General features: G+C 67.0%; 15 protein-coding genes. 8 read left to right on the forward strand and 7 right to left on the reverse strand.

What is annotated here, in order from left to right; all coding sequences use genetic code 11:
- Positions 1 to 142: 142 nt before the first annotated feature.
- Complete coding sequence (locus NDO75_RS08550; RefSeq protein ID WP_310905726.1) at positions 143 to 940, reverse strand: hypothetical protein; 798 nt, start codon at positions 938 to 940, stop codon at positions 143 to 145.
- A gap of 533 nt (positions 941 to 1,473) precedes the next feature.
- On the opposite strand from NDO75_RS08550, the gene NDO75_RS08555 reads away from it, so the two are divergent.
- The 3 genes from NDO75_RS08555 (at position 1,474) to NDO75_RS08565 (ending at position 6,223) form a co-directional block, all read left to right on the forward strand.
- Positions 1,474 to 2,532, forward strand: a complete 1,059-nt coding sequence (locus NDO75_RS08555) for a class I SAM-dependent methyltransferase (RefSeq protein ID WP_310905727.1) — start codon at positions 1,474 to 1,476, stop codon at positions 2,530 to 2,532.
- A 260-nt stretch (positions 2,533 to 2,792) separates the two neighbouring features.
- Positions 2,793 to 4,142 carry an NAD(P)/FAD-dependent oxidoreductase gene (locus NDO75_RS08560; RefSeq protein WP_310905728.1) on the forward strand — a complete coding sequence of 450 codons (1,350 nt, stop codon included), beginning with the start codon at positions 2,793 to 2,795 and terminating at the stop codon, positions 4,140 to 4,142.
- Positions 4,143 to 4,390: 248 nt separating this feature from the next.
- A complete protein-coding gene (locus NDO75_RS08565; RefSeq protein WP_310905729.1) occupies positions 4,391 to 6,223 on the forward strand; it encodes a DNA mismatch repair protein in 1,833 nt (610 codons plus the stop codon).
- 12 nt (positions 6,224 to 6,235) lie between these two features.
- Here NDO75_RS08565 and NDO75_RS08570 read toward each other — a convergent pair whose 3' ends face one another.
- Together NDO75_RS08570 and NDO75_RS08575 are read right to left on the reverse strand one after the other, a co-directional pair.
- Entirely contained in the window at positions 6,236 to 6,856 is a 621-nt protein-coding gene (locus tag NDO75_RS08570) for a DUF6735 family protein (RefSeq protein WP_310905730.1), read from the reverse strand.
- Between the two features lie 128 nt (positions 6,857 to 6,984).
- Entirely contained in the window at positions 6,985 to 8,502 is a 1,518-nt protein-coding gene (locus NDO75_RS08575) for an HTTM domain-containing protein (RefSeq protein ID WP_310905731.1), read from the reverse strand.
- Between the two features lie 138 nt (positions 8,503 to 8,640).
- On the opposite strand from NDO75_RS08575, the gene NDO75_RS08580 reads away from it, so the two are divergent.
- Complete coding sequence (locus NDO75_RS08580; protein WP_310905732.1) at positions 8,641 to 9,300, forward strand: HAD-IA family hydrolase; 660 nt, start codon at positions 8,641 to 8,643, stop codon at positions 9,298 to 9,300.
- Between the two features lie 79 nt (positions 9,301 to 9,379).
- On the opposite strand, the gene NDO75_RS08585 is transcribed toward NDO75_RS08580, so the two are convergent.
- Both NDO75_RS08585 and dps read right to left on the reverse strand, forming a co-directional pair.
- The gene (locus tag NDO75_RS08585) at positions 9,380 to 9,826 is read right to left on the reverse strand and encodes an SRPBCC domain-containing protein (RefSeq protein WP_310905733.1); all 447 of its coding nucleotides are present in this window, start codon (positions 9,824 to 9,826) and stop codon (positions 9,380 to 9,382) included.
- A gap of 79 nt (positions 9,827 to 9,905) precedes the next feature.
- Positions 9,906 to 10,565, reverse strand: coding sequence for a DNA protection during starvation protein (gene dps / locus NDO75_RS08590; RefSeq protein WP_310905734.1), 660 nt, complete (start codon positions 10,563 to 10,565; stop codon positions 9,906 to 9,908).
- A 168-nt stretch (positions 10,566 to 10,733) separates the two neighbouring features.
- Here dps and NDO75_RS08595 point away from each other — a divergent pair, with 168 nt between their 5' ends.
- Both NDO75_RS08595 and NDO75_RS08600 read left to right on the forward strand, forming a co-directional pair.
- Positions 10,734 to 11,999 carry a Tat pathway signal protein gene (locus NDO75_RS08595; RefSeq protein ID WP_310905735.1) on the forward strand — a complete coding sequence of 422 codons (1,266 nt, stop codon included), beginning with the start codon at positions 10,734 to 10,736 and terminating at the stop codon, positions 11,997 to 11,999.
- A 145-nt stretch (positions 12,000 to 12,144) separates the two neighbouring features.
- Positions 12,145 to 13,545 carry a hypothetical protein gene (locus NDO75_RS08600; protein ID WP_310905736.1) on the forward strand — a complete coding sequence of 467 codons (1,401 nt, stop codon included), beginning with the start codon at positions 12,145 to 12,147 and terminating at the stop codon, positions 13,543 to 13,545.
- 19 nt (positions 13,546 to 13,564) lie between these two features.
- On the opposite strand, the gene NDO75_RS08605 is transcribed toward NDO75_RS08600, so the two are convergent.
- Both NDO75_RS08605 and NDO75_RS08610 read right to left on the reverse strand, forming a co-directional pair.
- Positions 13,565 to 14,008, reverse strand: a complete 444-nt coding sequence (locus tag NDO75_RS08605) for a DUF393 domain-containing protein (RefSeq protein WP_310905737.1) — start codon at positions 14,006 to 14,008, stop codon at positions 13,565 to 13,567.
- A gap of 75 nt (positions 14,009 to 14,083) precedes the next feature.
- A complete protein-coding gene (locus NDO75_RS08610) occupies positions 14,084 to 14,458 on the reverse strand; it encodes a 2Fe-2S iron-sulfur cluster-binding protein (protein ID WP_310905738.1) in 375 nt (124 codons plus the stop codon).
- Positions 14,459 to 14,661: 203 nt separating this feature from the next.
- Between NDO75_RS08610 and NDO75_RS08615 the strand changes: the two genes are divergently transcribed.
- Positions 14,662 to 15,393: a trypsin-like peptidase domain-containing protein gene (locus NDO75_RS08615; protein WP_310905739.1), complete on the forward strand. Its 732-nt coding sequence runs from the start codon at positions 14,662 to 14,664 to the stop codon at positions 15,391 to 15,393.
- Between the two features lie 85 nt (positions 15,394 to 15,478).
- A complete protein-coding gene (locus tag NDO75_RS08620) occupies positions 15,479 to 16,492 on the forward strand; it encodes a zinc-binding dehydrogenase (protein WP_310905740.1) in 1,014 nt (337 codons plus the stop codon).
- The last annotated feature ends 207 nt before the right edge of the window (positions 16,493 to 16,699 follow it).

Consider the following 16,699-nt stretch of genomic DNA (forward strand, 5'->3'; position numbering starts at 1 on the left):
ACCGGGTCGGCTCGAGCGACGGATGTAACGTGACCGATCCACACGGAAGCGAGCGATTCCGTCGGAACATCGACACTCCACCAGTCGGTCCCGGCCGGCGGGCGGTGTCGTTAGTGCTGATGCGTCGGAGATTCACGCTACCTCAGTGGTCCGCCGTGACCTCGTCGGGATCCACTGGTCTCGCCTCGGCGCGACAGCGATCGAAGAGATCGAGTGCCCACTCGCGGACGACCTCGTCTTCGGTTACCAGGCCCGCTTTGACGACTCCATCCTCGTCCGTAAGGTCGATCCCCACCGCGTCGTCGTAAATGCCGACCGAAATCGGGATATCCGCAGTGACGGAAACGTGTACGTTCGTTTCGTCGAGCATCTCGCGCAACTGCTTCGCGGCGGTCGAGTGAGTTCGGATGGCGTCGAGAACGTCGGGTGTGATCACCTGTTCGAGTCGCGTCTGCCCGTGGACGGTCGATTCCCAATCGGTTTCGATGAAGACAGGGGCGACCATGCGCGTCACACCCCGAATCCGGTCGCTAGACCGACGAAACTCGAGCGTACGTCGGATGATGGCGGTCGCGTCGCTCTCCTCGAGGACGACGATTTCGGCGTCGCGCAGGCGCCGAACGTCGAACGAAAGCAGGTCGGACGGCAGCCACTGCAGAGGTTTGCGCAGGCGGCGTTCAGCCGCTACCTCGTCCAGTAAGCGAGCGAACTCGTCACTCACCCATTCGCCAGTCGGTGTGATCGCACACTCCTGTCCCGAGCGCGTGATCCAATCCCGCGCTTCGAACTCCCGGAGAATGCGCGCGGTCGTCACCCGCGACGCACCGATCCGATCGCGGAGTTCGTCGTGACTCTCCGGTGCCTCCACGAGCGCCCGTAAGAGCTCCACGCGGTTCTCGGAGTTCGCGAGAAACGCGATGTCGTCGAGTGCGGTAGTCATGGTTATCGATCACACGCACCACAGTACTACGCCGGGGACGAAATGGCTGTTGTGAGATTTTGCACACCGGTGTATCGACGGCCGCCTGATAGAATCGGGATCGAGGGAGTAGATTCGAACGAACGCCGACGTCTCTCGTATCGCGAGTACGTTCCGGACGGCACATCGTTCACACCGCGACCAGCGAAGACACCGCGAACGATGTGCTCACCGAAACATCACTATGGTACGAATCGACTGATGAGACGACATCCCACGTGGAGGCAGTCGTCGACGACGCGTCGAGTGGGGGGATGTGAGAACGGAGCGGTCGAACGGCCGCGACCGGCAACCGAGCGAACGAGAGGAGGGACACGGTCGAGAACGACACGGCATCGATGCGTCCGCGAATGCTCTGCGCGACCGGTCGATCGACGGGCGAACGATACCCGTCGCTATCACAGAACACCGCGGACCCGGATCGGTGCCCGAACGAACGGCACAGATCAGCGCGACAGAATCCACCAATCCGACGGCATCAACGACGACCGATCATGACACTCGACGAAGAACGACTGAACCGACACGTACAGACCGCCCTGAACGACTTCGGAGCGACGGCGCACGCACCGCTGGTCGTCATCGGCGACGAACTCGGCCTGTACGAAACCCTCGCCGACGCGGGACCGCTCACGTCGGACGGACTGGCCGAGGAAACCGACACCGCGGAACGGTACGTCCGCGAGTGGCTGCGCTCCCAGGCCGCCGGCGGATACGTCACCTACGACCCGGAGACCGACCGCTACAGCCTCACTCCGGAGCAGGCGGCGGTCCTGGCCGACGAGACCAGCCCGGCGTTCATGGCGGGGAACTTCGGGGTCGCACTGTCGGCGGCCAGAATCGAACCCCGACTCGCCGAGGCGTTCCGCACGGGCGAGGGCGTGGGCTGGCACGAGCACGACGACGACCTCTTCCACGCCATCGCGCACTCCTGGCGGCCGCAGTACGCGGCGCACCTCGTCGACGACTGGATTCCCGCGCTCGAGGGCGTCGAGGAGACGCTTCGAGCGGGCGGGCGCGTCGCCGACGTGGGGTGTGGTCACGGCGCCTCGACCGTCTTGATGGCCGAGGCCTACCCCGAATCGACGTTCGTCGGCATCGACGCCCACGAGCCGTCGATAGACGCGGCCCGGCGGCGAGCCGATGACGCCGGGGTCGCCGATCGCGTGGACTTCGAGGTAGCGACAGCGAAGTCGTACGACGGCGCTGCGTACGACTTCGTCACCACGTTCGACGCCTTCCACGACATGGGCGATCCGGTGGGTGCGGCGGCGCACGTCCGCGACACGCTCACCGACGACGGCACGTGGATGATCGTCGAACTGTTCGCCAACGATCGCGTGGAGGACAACCTCAATCCGATGGGACGGGCGGCCTACTCGATCTCGACGCTGATCTGTACGCCGTGTGCACTCGATCAAGAGGGAGAGCGCGTGCTGGGCGCACAGGCCGGCGAGGCGGGTATCCGGGATGCCGTTACAGACGGCGGATTCAGCCGCTTGCGCCGGGCGGCCGAGACGCCCCTGAATCTCGTGTTCGAGGCCAAGCCGTAGACCACGATGAACGTACCGACACGGTCGATTCCGCACAGCCGTTTGCCACGAAGCACTCGGCAGTTGCCGGACTCGAGCGAGCGCAGGTCTCGCTCGCTGTCCGCTCTGTCTCGAGCAGCCGGTGACGACGGCCGACTCGGGGGAAGACGAATCGACCGTCCCCGCATCGAAACGGACGTGAGCGGATCGGGGGCCCAACGCCACCGATACCTCCCGAACTCGAACGTGATCCGCCGTCCGAGGGGAAGGGCGTCGTCGGTATGACGCTCGAGACGGTTCAGCCGTACGATCCCGACCGGCTCACTGAGAGGCGGGGCCACACCGTGGTCGTCGGAGCGAGCGTGGCGGGACTCCTGGCAGCCCGGGTCCTGAGCGACCGGTTCGAATCGGTCACGCTCGTCGAAAAAGATCCGCTGCCCGACGGCGCAGTCTCTCGCCCCGGCGTCCCCCAGGGAAACCACATCCACGCGATGCAGAGGGCCGGACAGGCCACGTTGGAGGATCTCTTCCCCGGCTACAGCGAAGACGTGGCCGACGCGGGTGGACTGGTGCTCGATTTCGCGAGCGACTTCGAGATTTACCAGAAGGGAGGCGTACTCGCGGCCGGACCCGCTCGCATCCCCCAGTACAACGCGAGTCGGCCGATATTCGAGCAGATAATCCGGGAACGAGTTGCGGGGCTCGACGGCGTAACCATACTGGACGAGTGTCAGTTCAGGGGATTCCTCGTCGACGATCAGGCGTCGACCGTCGAGGGCGTACTCGTGCGAACCACCCGTGGTGAACGGGAGATCGACGCGGAGCTGGTGGTCGATGCCACCGGGCGAACGTCTCGAACGCCGGTCTGGCTGGAGACCAACGGCTATCCGGCCCCGCCACTCGACGAGGTGTCGATCGATCTGGCCTACAGTACGGTCCTCCTCGAACGACCCACCGATGCTCGCCGGGCTTTCCTCGTTTTACCCGACGCCCCTCGTACACGCGGCGCAGCCGTGTTTCCGATCGAAAACGGGCGATGGTTGCTGACGTTGGCCGGTATGCACGGGGACCATCCCCCGACCGATCCGGAGGATATCGCTGAATACGCCGCCAGCCTTCCGGTCGCCGACGTCAGACGCCTCTTCGACGAGCACGCGCTGATTTCCGAGGTCGGCACCCGATATCCGTTTCCCGCTTCCGTCAGACGTCGCTACGAAGACCTCGATCGGTTCCCCGACGGGCTGCTCGTCGTCGGTGACGCGATCGCCAGCGTCAATCCGATCTACGGACAGGGTATGTCAGTGGCTGCACTCGAGGCCGTCCAGTTACATCATACGCTGGCTACGGCCGACCGGGACGAACTCGCACGCCGATTTTTCGAGCGGGCCGCACGAGTCGTCGACGACGCGTGGAGTCTCGCGGTGGGTTCCGACTTCGAGTTTCCACAGACGACCGGCCCGAAACCGTTCGGAACGGACCTCGCGAACGGATATATCGCCAGATTGCTCCGCAGGGCGCACACCGATGGGCGGTTGACCGACGCGTTCGTGCGCGTTGTCGTCATGGAAAACCGACCGACGTCGTTGTTCCGTCCCCGCATCGCGTGGCGGGTGCTGAAACCGGGGCCCTGAGTTCGCTACGCATCGCTACCTGACGACGGTTTCACTCGGGTCTGTGTCCAACCGAGCGGATCTCGTCGAAGCCACCGAACACTCGTCGGAGGGGAATTCCCTACCGAACGAGCCGATACATGCGGGAGTGTGGTCACGCCCGAGATCCGTCGAGCGGCGGAGCCACCGCACCGAATCGGCGATCCCATCCGGATCGACCCGGCGCTCGAGGCACAGTGTTCAAGACGGTCGCCTCGAGTCCAACTGGTATGCGACTCGAGGAGTACTGGGGCGTCGGCCCGAAGACGCGGGAGACGCTGGTCGACGAGCTGGGACGGGAGGAAGCGATCCGGGCGATCGAGAGCGGCGACGTGCGGGCGCTGGCCGACGCCGGGCTCGCTCGCGGGCGAGCGACGCGGATCCTGCGCCGCGCGACCGGCGGTGCGGGGATCGACGTTCTGGCGACGAGCGACGCCCGCTCGGCGTACAAGGAACTACTCGATCTGGCGGTCGACCACGCGGTCACCCGGCGCGCGGCCGACCGGATCCGGGTGCTCACGCCGCTGGCCAGTCGCGATGCGATGGAGGATCGGCTCGAGGACGTGCTCGCCGCCAGGGACGCCTGGGCCGACCTCGCCACGGACGACCGCGAGGCCGTGCTCGACGCCTACGAGCGCTACGACGAGCGCGACGGCAGCGAGCACGCGGCCGTCGAGGCCGCGCTGGCACTGCTCGAGGCCGGGGTCGACTCGGGCCCGTTCGCGGCGATCGCCGACCTCGAGCGCGACCGGCTCGAAGACGCCGCCGAGGCGCTGGCGGCGCTGGACGGTCGCAAGGGGAGGGTCCGCGAGGGCGCCGACGAGCAACTCGATCGGCTCCGGGACGCACTGGGCGCGGTCGAGGACATGGACGCCGACGCGCTCGAGCTGATCGACGAGCTCCGATCGGAGGGGGTCCGCGACGTGGCGGGCTTTCGCCAGTCGTTCGAGGATCGGCTGCTGAGCGAGACGGACGTGACGATCGATCGGGTTCGCGACGCGATGCCGGCCGACGCGACCGACGCGACGGATTTCGTCGGCGCCACGTTGCGAACCCTCCGAAGCGATCTCACCGCCGCGATCGACGAACGTGAAGTGTTGGTCGCGAGCGACCTCAAAGGGACCCTCGCGGAGAACCGCGACGCCGTCGATCGGGCCGTGTCGGCGGTCGACGACATCGCACTCCACCTCTCGCTGGCGCGCTTCGCACTCGAGTACGACTGTACGCGCCCTCAATTCGTCGGAGGCGAGGCGCAGAGCTCCTCGGAAGACACGGGCGCGCGACGTGCGCAAGCGGGTGAGGGGGCCGCCGTCTCGGTCGTCAACGCCCGCAACCTCACGCTCGCCGCGCGCGACGACGAATCGGTCCAGCCCGTCACCTACGCGCTCGGCGATCACGGCGTGACGAGCGTTCCCGACGACGTTAACGAGGTCCCCGGTGCGGAACGGGTCGCCGTCCTGACCGGTGCCAACAGCGGCGGGAAGACGACCCTGCTCGAGACGCTGTGTCAGATCGTCCTGCTGGCGACGATGGGCCTGCCGGTCCCCGCGGATCGGGCCGAGGTGACGCCGGTCGACTCGCTGGTCTTTCACCGCCGGCACGCGAGTTTCAACGCCGGCGTGCTCGAGTCGACGCTGCGATCGATCGTCCCGCCGCTGTCCTCGGGCGGGCGCACACTGATGCTGGTCGACGAGTTCGAGGCGATCACGGAACCCGGCAGCGCGGCGGATCTGCTCCACGGTCTCGTCAGGCTCTCCGTCGACCGCGAGGCGCTGGGCGTGTTCGTCACCCACCTCGCGGACGATCTGGAGCCCCTGCCGCCCGAAGCGCGGGTCGACGGCATCTTCGCGGAGGGGCTCAACCCCGACCTCGAGTTGCTCGTCGACTACCAGCCCCGCTTCGGGACCGTGGGCAGGTCGACGCCGGAGTTCATCGTCTCGCGGCTCGTCGCCAACGCGAGCGACCGGGGCGAGCGGGCCGGGTTCGAAACGCTGGGAGAGGCCGTCGGTAACGAGGTCGTCCAGCGGACGCTCGCGGACGCCCGCTGGACCACCGGCGAGTGATCGTGGCGACCCCTAGTAGCCCTCGTCCGTCTCAGTTGGGTCGCCGGTCTCGTCCGTCCGCGGCCTCCCTTCTTCGCCATCCCGCACGCGGTCCTCGAGCCAGCGGTCGGGCGGCGGCGCGTCCGTGGGCCCGGAGTCGCCCGCCGGCCGACCGGCGTACGTGTAGACGACTCCGTCGTACTCCTCGCAGATGCGCGCCTCGAGATAGGCCCGGGCCGCTCGCCGGGAGAGGGCGCCCATCTCGACGATATCCGCTAACGCGGTCTTGGTCGCACGAACCCAGCGTCTGATCGCGCCGTCGTCCGCGGGATCGGCCGCGATGATCGCCCCCCGGTCGCCGTCCCGGCAGTCGCCCCACTCGAGCCAGCAGACGCGGTACGCGTCGACCCGATACTCCGCCGCCGGCGCGACGAGATAGAGCGCCTCGTGAACGCAGGGATCGAGAAAGTCCGTCAGAATCCGGTCGCGGGTGATCGAGTCGACCAGCAGGTCGCTCTGGACTGCGCCGTCGGCGAGGGGCGTCGCTGCGGTTATCTCGGTGGTGAGCGAGAGGCCCTCGCCGCCCCAGTGGCTGTATCGTAGGTCGTAGCGTCGATCCGGTCGCCGGTAGGCGACCAGCGCCCTATGCCCCATCGTCCACCCGTGTTTGACAGCGCGGGGCGGTCGGAACGGGGCTCGAGCGGGGTTCGGTGTCGCGGGTCACGAAGGGCCTGGCCGCCTGTCGGTATTTGAACCTGCGGACGAATCCGCGATCAGATCAGTCAGCCGCAGCCGGTGGTAATCCGCTCGTGTCGGATCGGCTCCCCGGCCGGCCCAGTAGCGTCGACCGGCTGCTCGAGGCGGTAGATCGTCACCGACTCGACGCCGTCAGGAGCGCGCTCACAGAAGTACGCGGCCGCCGGCTCGAGGAGGGCGTCGCCGACACCCTGTCCCTTCGTCCCGTACCGTTTCCAGAGCGTCGTCGGGTACCGATCCATGGCGTTTGGCGGGCGATCGAAATCCATCGCCTCCCCGTCGACGAGGTCGATCGAGGCCCCGGACTGACGCTCGGCTTCGACCACGTACCAGCTGTACGAGTCCGGCGGGTTCGGCGCGAAAAAGCCCCAACTCGCGTGCTCGAGCGCGCCGTCCGACGACGAGGTCGGGTCGTCGACGAACCCCATCGCAGTCAGCTGCCAGCCGACCACTGCGAGGAGAAACACCGCGAGGAAGACCACCGTGATGAGTCGGGTTCCGCGCTGAATGGACGGGGCGACGCGACGCCGAAACGACGGTTCAGGATCGCTATCTCGGCCCACTGAAACGGACGCGAGACGATGCTCTAGCGGACGTTCCGAAACGAGTCGGTCGAGGCGGTCCCAGACCGGCGACGGGAGGTACAGGAGCAGTGCGGTGACCATGACGAACGGGAAGGCACCCAATCGCATCGTCGCGGCCATACTGAGGTGGGCGCAGACGAACGCGGCAGCGGTCACCGTCCGCAGCCGATCGGTCGCGAGGACCAGCAACACTGATGCGGACAAGACCGCAGTCCAGAGCCAGTTGATCGCAGTGAGCACCGCGGCGTGCTCGGCTATAGCCGGCCCGAACAGGTGGACGAAATCCTCGAGTTGGAAAATGCGCTGGACCGCGATGCCGTCCATCCAGGCGTCGCTCCGGAACTTGAGGGCCGCGTTGAGCGCGTAGATGATCGCGACGTGAAGGAGAACCGTCGCGGTCGCCGCCGAGAGCACGCGGGTCTCCTCGTGTGCGTCCCCGCCCGGAGACGGATGCTCAAGCGGGCGACGACCGAGTGCCCACCGCGACTCGAGCGGCAGGAGCGCGGCGAGGAGGAGCAGCGAGACGAGGATCGTATCGCCGCCGTTGACCACGTACGGGTTGCGGGCGTACAGCGATGCGAGGAGCAATGCGGAGCCGAACGCGGCGAGCCGGGACCGGTAGCCGACGAGCAAGGCGACGGCAACGAGCGCCGTGATCGCGAACAGCAAGGCCTGTGCCCACGCCGCACCCGAGAGAGTATGGAGGGACCATCGTGCGAGTCTGGGGAAGGTCTCCGCGAGCGCGGATCGGGGGAAGAGACCGTCGTCCGTGTAAAACGTCGTTATCCCGGGTGCTCGAACGACGAGTAGGTCCAGGAGAACCACGAGGGCCAGGCTGATTCGGAACGCAGCTATCGCTCGCGGATCGATGCCGAGGCGCGACCGAGCAGCCGCCCGCAGCGTGTGCATCGTCGTTTCGTTACGTGTCGAAGCGGTCGATTCGGAGTCGGAGGGTGACATTGCGGGACCAGTGGGATCGGTTCCGAGTCGTCAGCTAATGTATAAGTGTTTTCTCCCTTTCAATGGATTCTGAAAGTTCCGGTCGATCTCTGACCGCGGGCACAACACGGAAATTCCGTCGCATCTACTGTCTCTCGTATGGGAACGCCGACGCCGTACGATGCGGTCATCTTCGACAACGACGGCGTGTTGACGACGCCGACCGACCGGCCGGTTCTGATCGACGCGATGCACGACGCCTTCGAAACGATCGGCGTGGCCGATCCGCCCGCCGACCACGTCGAGACCCTGCTCGGCCCCTCCATCGATTCGCTGCACCGGGTCGCAGACGGGCACGGCGTCGATCCCGACCGGCTCTGGCGCGCTCGGGAAACAGCAGCGATCGAGGCCCAGCTCGGGGAGCTTCGAGCCGGCCACAAGGCCCCCTACGACGACGTGGCGGCGCTCGAGTCGCTATCGGTCCCGACCGGAATCGTCAGCAACAACCAACACGAGACGATCGGAAACGTCATCCAGCACTGCGAACTCGAACCGTTCGACGTCTGGTACGGCCGCGAGCCGACGCTCGAGGGGATCGAGCGCAAGAAACCCACGCCGTACTATCTCGAGCAAGCGCTCGCGGACCTCGAGCCCGAAAATCCGTTGTACGTTGGCGATAGCGGGGTCGATATCGCCGCGGCCGATGCGGCCGGGATCGACGCGGCGTTCGTTCGCCGCGACCACCGCAGCGGCTACGAGCCGTCGACCGAACCAACACACGAAATCGAATCGCTCGCGGCGCTGCCTGACCTGATCTGACGGAGCGTCCGGGAACGACGAGAAGAGCGGTCGATTTGGCCTCCGGAGACCGTCGAGGCTGAGACTGGGGCGGATCGGATCAGGCGGTCGCGCTCGCCGGCCGTTCCGCCCTCGCCGCGATCGCCTCGTTCATCGCGACGAACGCTCGCTCCACGCGAGCGTCGTCGAACACCAGCGGGACGAGCGCACCGCGGACCGTTTCGCGCTGGAGCAGGCGCGTGCGCTCACCGTCGTCGATCGGCTCGAGGCGGAACTCGTGGTAGCGGTCGAACGCGAACGGGACGACGAACCGGTCGAGCCAGGCGAGCCGTCGGTCCGGTTCGATCGCGACGACCGACGATTCGACGGATCGGCGGCCGCGACCGGTCGCGAAGCCACGGTGCCGTCGGTCGTCGCTCTCGACGGTAACGCCCTCGATCGTCCGCGAGATCGGATCCCACTCGGGGTAATCCTCGAACGAGAGCAGCGCCTCCCAGACGGCCGCTGGCGGGGCGTCGATATCGACGAACACCTCGACTTCGTCCATGCGCTAACTCACGTCACGGAGTAGCATGGCTGTATCGGTCGGGACTCGAGGAGGAGCGCGCTGCCGGCGCTCGAGCGGTCTATGCGCTGTCGTTGAACCGGCGGTTCGTCGAGAGCGGCGCGTCGCCGGGTTCGCCCCGGACGAAGTGACCGGCCGGGTTGATCTCGCCGTCGCGCTCCATCGAGAGGAGTTCGACGAACCACGCCTCGTGTTCGATCTCCTCCTGGAGGATACGCGACGCCATGTCGTAGGTCCGGGGATCTTTCCCCTGAGTCATGTCACAGACCTCCGACCAGGTGCGGATTGCACAGCGCTCGGCCTCGAGCAACACCTCGAGAATGCTTTCGGCGTCGAGGCTGGTCGTGTCGAAGCCGCCCCTGTCGTCCATCGGCGTCGGTACCTCAGCATCGGGACAGGACGCCCGGTCGGCGAAATCCCGAATATCGTTGGGCAGCGCACCACCGAGTTCGTATACCCGCGGCGCGACGAGTTCGAAGTGCGCCCGGTCCTCGAGGCGGGCGTCCTCGGTGATCTCCTTGTAGTCCTCGTGGCCGGCTAGATGCATCCGCAGGTTCGTGTAGTAGTAATAGGTGGTGAACTCGGCACCGATCGCATCGATCAGTTTCTCGCGCAGTTCCTCGGGCTCGAGTCCGCGCTCGCGGAGGACGGCCATTCCGACGCGTTCGCTCGTGTCTCCCGCATCGACGTTGCCTGCTGCGTGTGGTTTCTCGTCAGACATTCACCGGTCTACTCCCAGAACTCGCCACTTAGAGCTTGGTCTACAGACACCCGAATTTATGCGTTTCAGGTTCACTATCCCGCGATCGGAACGGTTCGACTGTCCGTCTGATCGGTCGAAATTCCCCGGACCGCAACCCCCTTTTGCGACCGGCACTCAGAGTCGGATATGGACGGATCGGATTACGGACTCTCGCGACGCGCGTTCGTCCGGAGCGCGGTCGCCATCGGCGGCGCGAGCGCGCTCTCCGCTTGCCTCCAGCGCGAGGAGACCGAGGACGTGCCTCAGGCCGCTCTCTCGCCGGCCGAACTCCCCCGCCGCCAGCACGCCTGGAACGAGTTCCTGTCGACGGACGACCACGGGAACGTCCGACCGCCCGAACACCACCTCCTGCTCGGCCTCGAGTACGTCGGCGACGGCCCGGCCGACGCGACCGGCGAGCGCGAACAAGTCGAGGACGCCTTCGGAACGCTCGAGCAGGCGTACAAACGTGGGAACGAGGGGCTGGTGTTCGCGATGGGGTACGGCCCGGCGTACTTCGACCGGTTCGACGCCGACCTTCGGGGGGTCGACCTGCCCGACCCCGAGGCGCTCGCGACGATCGAGGATCCCGAACTCGACGAGTACGACGCCTTGCTCCACCTCGGAAGCGACTACGGTCACGTCACGCTGAGCGCCGAGGAAGCCCTGAAGGGTGAACTCGAGGAACTCAACGGCCTCGCGGTCGAGGGGACGTTCGACGGCGTCTTCGAGGTGGCCGAGCGGCGGACTGGCTTCATCGGTGCCGGGATGCCGGCCGAGCGCCAGTCGGGCGTCAGCGGTATCCCCGACAGCGAGCCCGTGCCCGAGGAAGCGCCCATGTTCATGGGTTTCAAAACCGGCTTCAAGAAAAATCAGGCGAGCGAGGACCGCGTGACGATTCAGGAGGGACCGTTCGCGGATGGCACGACGATCCACCTCTCGAAGATCCAGCTCCACCTCCGCCAGTGGTACGAACAGGACAGCCGCAGCCAGCGCGTCGCCAAGATGTTCTCGCCGACCCACGCGGACGACGGCCTCGTCGAGGGTGTCGGTGAGAACCTCGGCGACTCGAGCGGAATCACCGAGATCCCGGGAAGCGCGGCCGAAGACGCCCGCAGCGAGGGTACCGTCGGCCACGCCCAGAAGGCCGCCCGCGCCCGCGAGGACGGCGAACCGATCGTCCTCCGGCGGGACTTCGACTCGACCGACGACGACACGGCGAGCACCCACTTCCTCTCCCTGCAGCGTTCGATCGCCGACTTCGTGAAGACCCGCGAGGCGATGACCGGTGCCGATCTCGACGTCCCTCTGTTCAACAGCGGTATTCTTCAGTACATCAGCGTCACCAACCGGGCGAACTACCTCGTTCCGCCACGGGAGCTTCGATCGCTCCCCACGCCGAACCCGGAGTAACGGACACACGCGGCCTGGTATTCCCGGTTCGACGATAGCGCTCGAGGCATCTGTCACCTCGATCGAACGGTCTCGCCGGATGGCTATTCGAGCGCGATACACCACCGGGTCGGCCTTTATCGGTCTCGTCAGTGAGCGATCAGGTATGGCGTCATCACGACGGCGATTCCTCGAACTTGGTGCACTGGCATCGATCGGCGGCGTCGCGAGCGCGTCCGGCATCGGTGCAGCACAGGACGACCGCGGCAACGGCGATGGCGACGGCGACGAACCGGCGGTGACGCTCACCGCCAGACAGGAGCCGGGGAAGGCCGTGTACTGGGTGCTTCCCGGCCCGCGACCGCTGAGTCCGTTCGTGTTCGGAACGGCCGAAAACACGCTGCGCGGGACCGATCTCCTTCAGGCGCGAATCGAGCAGGCGAGCCAACTGCCGTCGCCACTGGGCGAGGCCGTGCCACAGCTACTTGAGGACCTGCCGTTCCTCGTGGCCGCGCCCGACGAAGCCCGCGAACCGATCGAGGAGTCGGACGGGGTCGCCCAGCAGGTGCTCACCGAGCCGACGCTGTACAGCAACAACGCCGAGGTGACCAGCGGTTCGTTCGAGATCAGCTATCGGGATCACCAGCCGTACGACCTCCCCGGTGCGCCCGGCGATACGCCCGACATGGTCGACCTCGAGGCGGAGTTCACCGATCCGGCGGGCAACGAGTACGTCCTCGAGCACGATCACGTCGTTCAGCCGCCGATCCCCGGCTACCAGACCGGCGGCGGCGTGCTCACGGACGGCTTTCTCCACGGGATCACGGGCACCGGCTCGCCGCTGTTCCCGCGGGTGTACACGTACGGCGCGTCGTGGGGCGTCGGCAACGTGCACATCAACGGGGAACTGGCGACCGACGACGGGATGCGCGTTATCCACTTCATGACGACGCAGACGGTCCGAGACGAGCGCTATCGGATGGCGCTGGACGAAGAGCTGCCCCTCGAGCCGTCGGAGACCATCGCAGGGCAGCTCCACCACACCCACGGCGTCGTTCTCCCGATCAAACCGACGCCGGAGGGTCCGGTGTTCGCGCCGGTTCCGACCGCGTTCGAGCTTCCCAACGGCGAGACCCAGCCGTTCATCCACGCGATGTGGGAACAGGACACGCTCGTCGACGGGCCGTTCGCCGACTGGGAGTACCCCGGCGGTGGCGGCCAGCAGGAGGGCGGCGACGGAGGGGGCGCCGACGCGCAAGCGGACATCCGTCTCGTCGGCAACGCGTCGGCCTGGCAGGGAGACGCGCCCGAAGCGATCTCGGGAACGGAGAACCCGACGCTGACGCTCGAGGAGGGAACCGAGTACGCCCTCGTCTGGGAGAACGGCGACGGCCTGCAGCACAACTTCGCGATCGAAGACGGAAACGGCGAGGATCTGCTCGCGACGGAACTGCTGGGCGAACAGGGTGCGACGCAGACGGTCACGTTCACGGCGTCGGCCGAGATGGCGGAGTACTACTGTCAGGTCCACCCGTCGTCGATGCGCGGCTCGATCGAGGTCCAGTAACACCGATCGTCGGTCGAACTCACCCGGTCGGCACGTGGGTCCGGGCCCCGGCCGCCGCCAGTTCGTCGAACAGCGCCGCGGCGTCGTCGGCCAGCGGGTAGGCGTCGTGATAGGGGTCGATCTCGCGGTCGGTCCCCGAAACAGTCTGGACGGCATCGGCGAACCGTTCGTAGCTCTCGTCGACGATGTCCTGGACGAGGACCGGCATTCCCGCACGGTCGCACAGCTCCGTCGCGGCGGCCCGGCCTGCCCAGACCGTCTCGGCCCGGACATCTGCGAAGAAGAGCGCGAAGGGGGTCTCGCCGAACTGCGCCTCGAGGAACGCCTGCGCGGCCGGGTCGTCCCACGCCACGACGCCGACCGACTCGAGCTGGCGCATCGCGGTCGAGGCCGCCGAGCAGAACGGGCAGTCGCCGTCGTAGAGCAGAACCCCGGTGAACTGCGGTTCTGTCGACTCCGTCATAGCAGCCCGTACGTCGTGCGGGCGGAAAACGGTCCGTGGGGCAGTTGCCGGTAGCCGTTCGATCTCCGGTCGTCCTTACCCGAGCTTCGACCGACCCGGCGGCTGGTCGTGGTCGGCGCGGTGCTCGAGCAGTTCGTCGTACTGCTCGACCAGTATCACACAGTCCGAGCGAGGGCGAGCGACGCAGGTGAGAACGAAGTTCGCGGCCTCGTCGGACGGATAGTACCGCTTGGCCTGACTGTGATCGACCTCTCCCTCGAGTAACTTCGCGCCGCAGGTGATACACCAGCCCTGCTGGCAGTCCGCAGAGAGCCAGATATCCGCGGCGCGGGCTGCCGCGAGGATCGACTCGTCCTCGTCGACCTCGATGGTTCGCGACTCGCCAGCGGCGTCCAGTTCGGAATCTGCGGGGATCCGCAGTTCGACGTCCCACGTCGTGGCGGCTGTCACGGATGTACGTACGGCTGATCGTGAAAAAGACCTGCGCCGGCCGACCGCAAGGGGACCGAACTGTGCTCGTACAGTAGCCTCTCGGACGGCGATTCGTTTTATAGTGCGTTCGGTCAGACGTAGATACCGTAACCGTGGTTGATGCAAATCCGGACGAACGAACGGCTACTCGCCGCGGGGTTCTCGCTGCGTGCGGCGTTTCCGTGACGGGGGTACTCGCCGGCTGTACGAACGAGGGCGCCGAGAACGAATCGAGCGACGAACACCACCACCACTATCATTCGGGCGAGAGCCGATTTACGGACGAAGAGCGAAGCCGAGCCCTCACGACCGGCAAGCGCCTGCGGGAGTCAGTCGCCGTTCTCAGCGGCCAACGCCGAGGCGGGAACGGGACCGCTGGCGGCACTGCCTGGCATATCGGCGACGGCTACTTCGTCACGAACGGCCACGTCGTCCGCCACCTTGACGGAATCGAACTCCACACGCTCGACGATCGGACCGTCGCCGCCGACGTCGTCGAGAGCGCCATGGACCCCGACGTCGCCGTTCTCGAGACCGACGCACCGTCCGTCCCGGCCGTCACGACCGGCGACGAATCGACCCTCGAGTCCGAGCAGCTAGTGCTCCACGTCGGCCACCCCAGCCTCGTCGGAGAGTGGGTGATCAGCATGGGACGGTTCGTCGAGAACAGCCCGTTCGGCGTCCTCACCGACGTTCCCTCGAAACGTGGGTACAGCGGCGCGCCGCTGGCCACGCTCGAGGGGGACGTTGTCGGTCTCACGACCGGTTCCATCCCCCGCGATCGGTCCGGCAGTCCATCCGACGACCCGGAACCGGACGGTGACACTGTTCACGAGAACCTCTCCGGCCACACCTACGCCCACCACGTCCCGATCTCGACCGTCGAATCCAGACTCGACGAGTGGACCCGGTGATGCGCCGCGGGCCACGCTCCGAACCGATCGCCGACGGGTTCCGCCTTCCCTAGGGTCATTGTCCTCGAGACCGACCCGAGAACCGATGCGAGCCGCAGCCTTCACCGACCTGATCGGTCCCGAGGGAGTGAGCGTGATCGAGCGAGACGAGCCCGAACCCGGCCCCGGCGAAGCGCTGGTCGACGTCGAGGCCTGCGCGATCAACCGCCACGACCTCTGGATCCTCGAGGGGGACTCGGCGATGGTCGACGCCGACGACCTGCCGTTCGTCACGGGACTGGACGTAGCAGGCGTCGTGAGCGCGGTCGGCGACGACGTGCGCGGTGTCGAGCCCGGTGAGAGGGTCGTCCTCTGTCCGAACCAGACCTGTGGCTCCTGTCGGTTCTGTCACGAGGGGCCGGAGAACATGTGCGAGCGGTTCTCGCTGTACCACGGCGGGCTCGCCGAGACGGCCCGCGTCGAGGCCGATCGGCTGGTTTCCCTCCCCGAAGGCGTGGACGCGACGACCGCCGCCGCGATCCCGACGGCGTACATGACCGCCTACCACATGCTCCGGCGGGCCGAGGTCGGCCCCGCCGATCTGGTCTTCGTCCCCGGCGCGACCGGCGGCGTCAGCGTCGCCGCGATCCAGCTCGCGGACGCGCTGGACGCCGAGACGATCGGCACCTCCTCGTCCGCGGCGAAACTCGAGCGCGTCCGCGAACTCGGGCTCGACCACGGGATCGAATCGACCGACATCGACGAGCTGCACGAGGCGGTCGCGGCGATCGGCGAACCGGACGCGGTGATCAACCACCTCGGCGGCGAGTTCACCGAACTCGGCCAGGCCGTCATGCGCCGCGGCGGTCGGATGGTCGTCTGCGGCCGCACCGCCGGCGGCGAGTCGACGATCCGCGTGGCGAACCTCTTCCTCGGCCACAAGCGCGTCATCGGCTCCACGATGGGCACCCAGGACGACCTCCGGCGGCTCGTCGACCTGACCGCCGACGGCGAACTCGCCCCCGAGATCGACGAAACGTACGCGCTCGAGGACACAGACGATGCCTTCGCGGCGATGCAGAACCGCGACAGCGTGGGCAAGATCGTCGTCGAGCCGTAACACAGCGGTTCCGACCCCCCAAACGCGTTTCTGCCGCCCGATCGATCCACCGATGAGTGGGAATGAAAGGGGCTCGCTCTGGCCGAACCCGGACGACGCAAGCACCGCAGGGAGTGAGCGAAGCGAACGACTGAGGCGCACAGCGAGTCCCGGGAGTCCAGAGCGCGAGGGGCTTTCGGGGTTGTAGCGTCGGTTTCACCTGCGTCC

Source organism: Natrinema sp. 1APR25-10V2 (assembly GCF_031626495.1).
Taxonomy (GTDB): domain Archaea; phylum Halobacteriota; class Halobacteria; order Halobacteriales; family Natrialbaceae; genus Natrinema.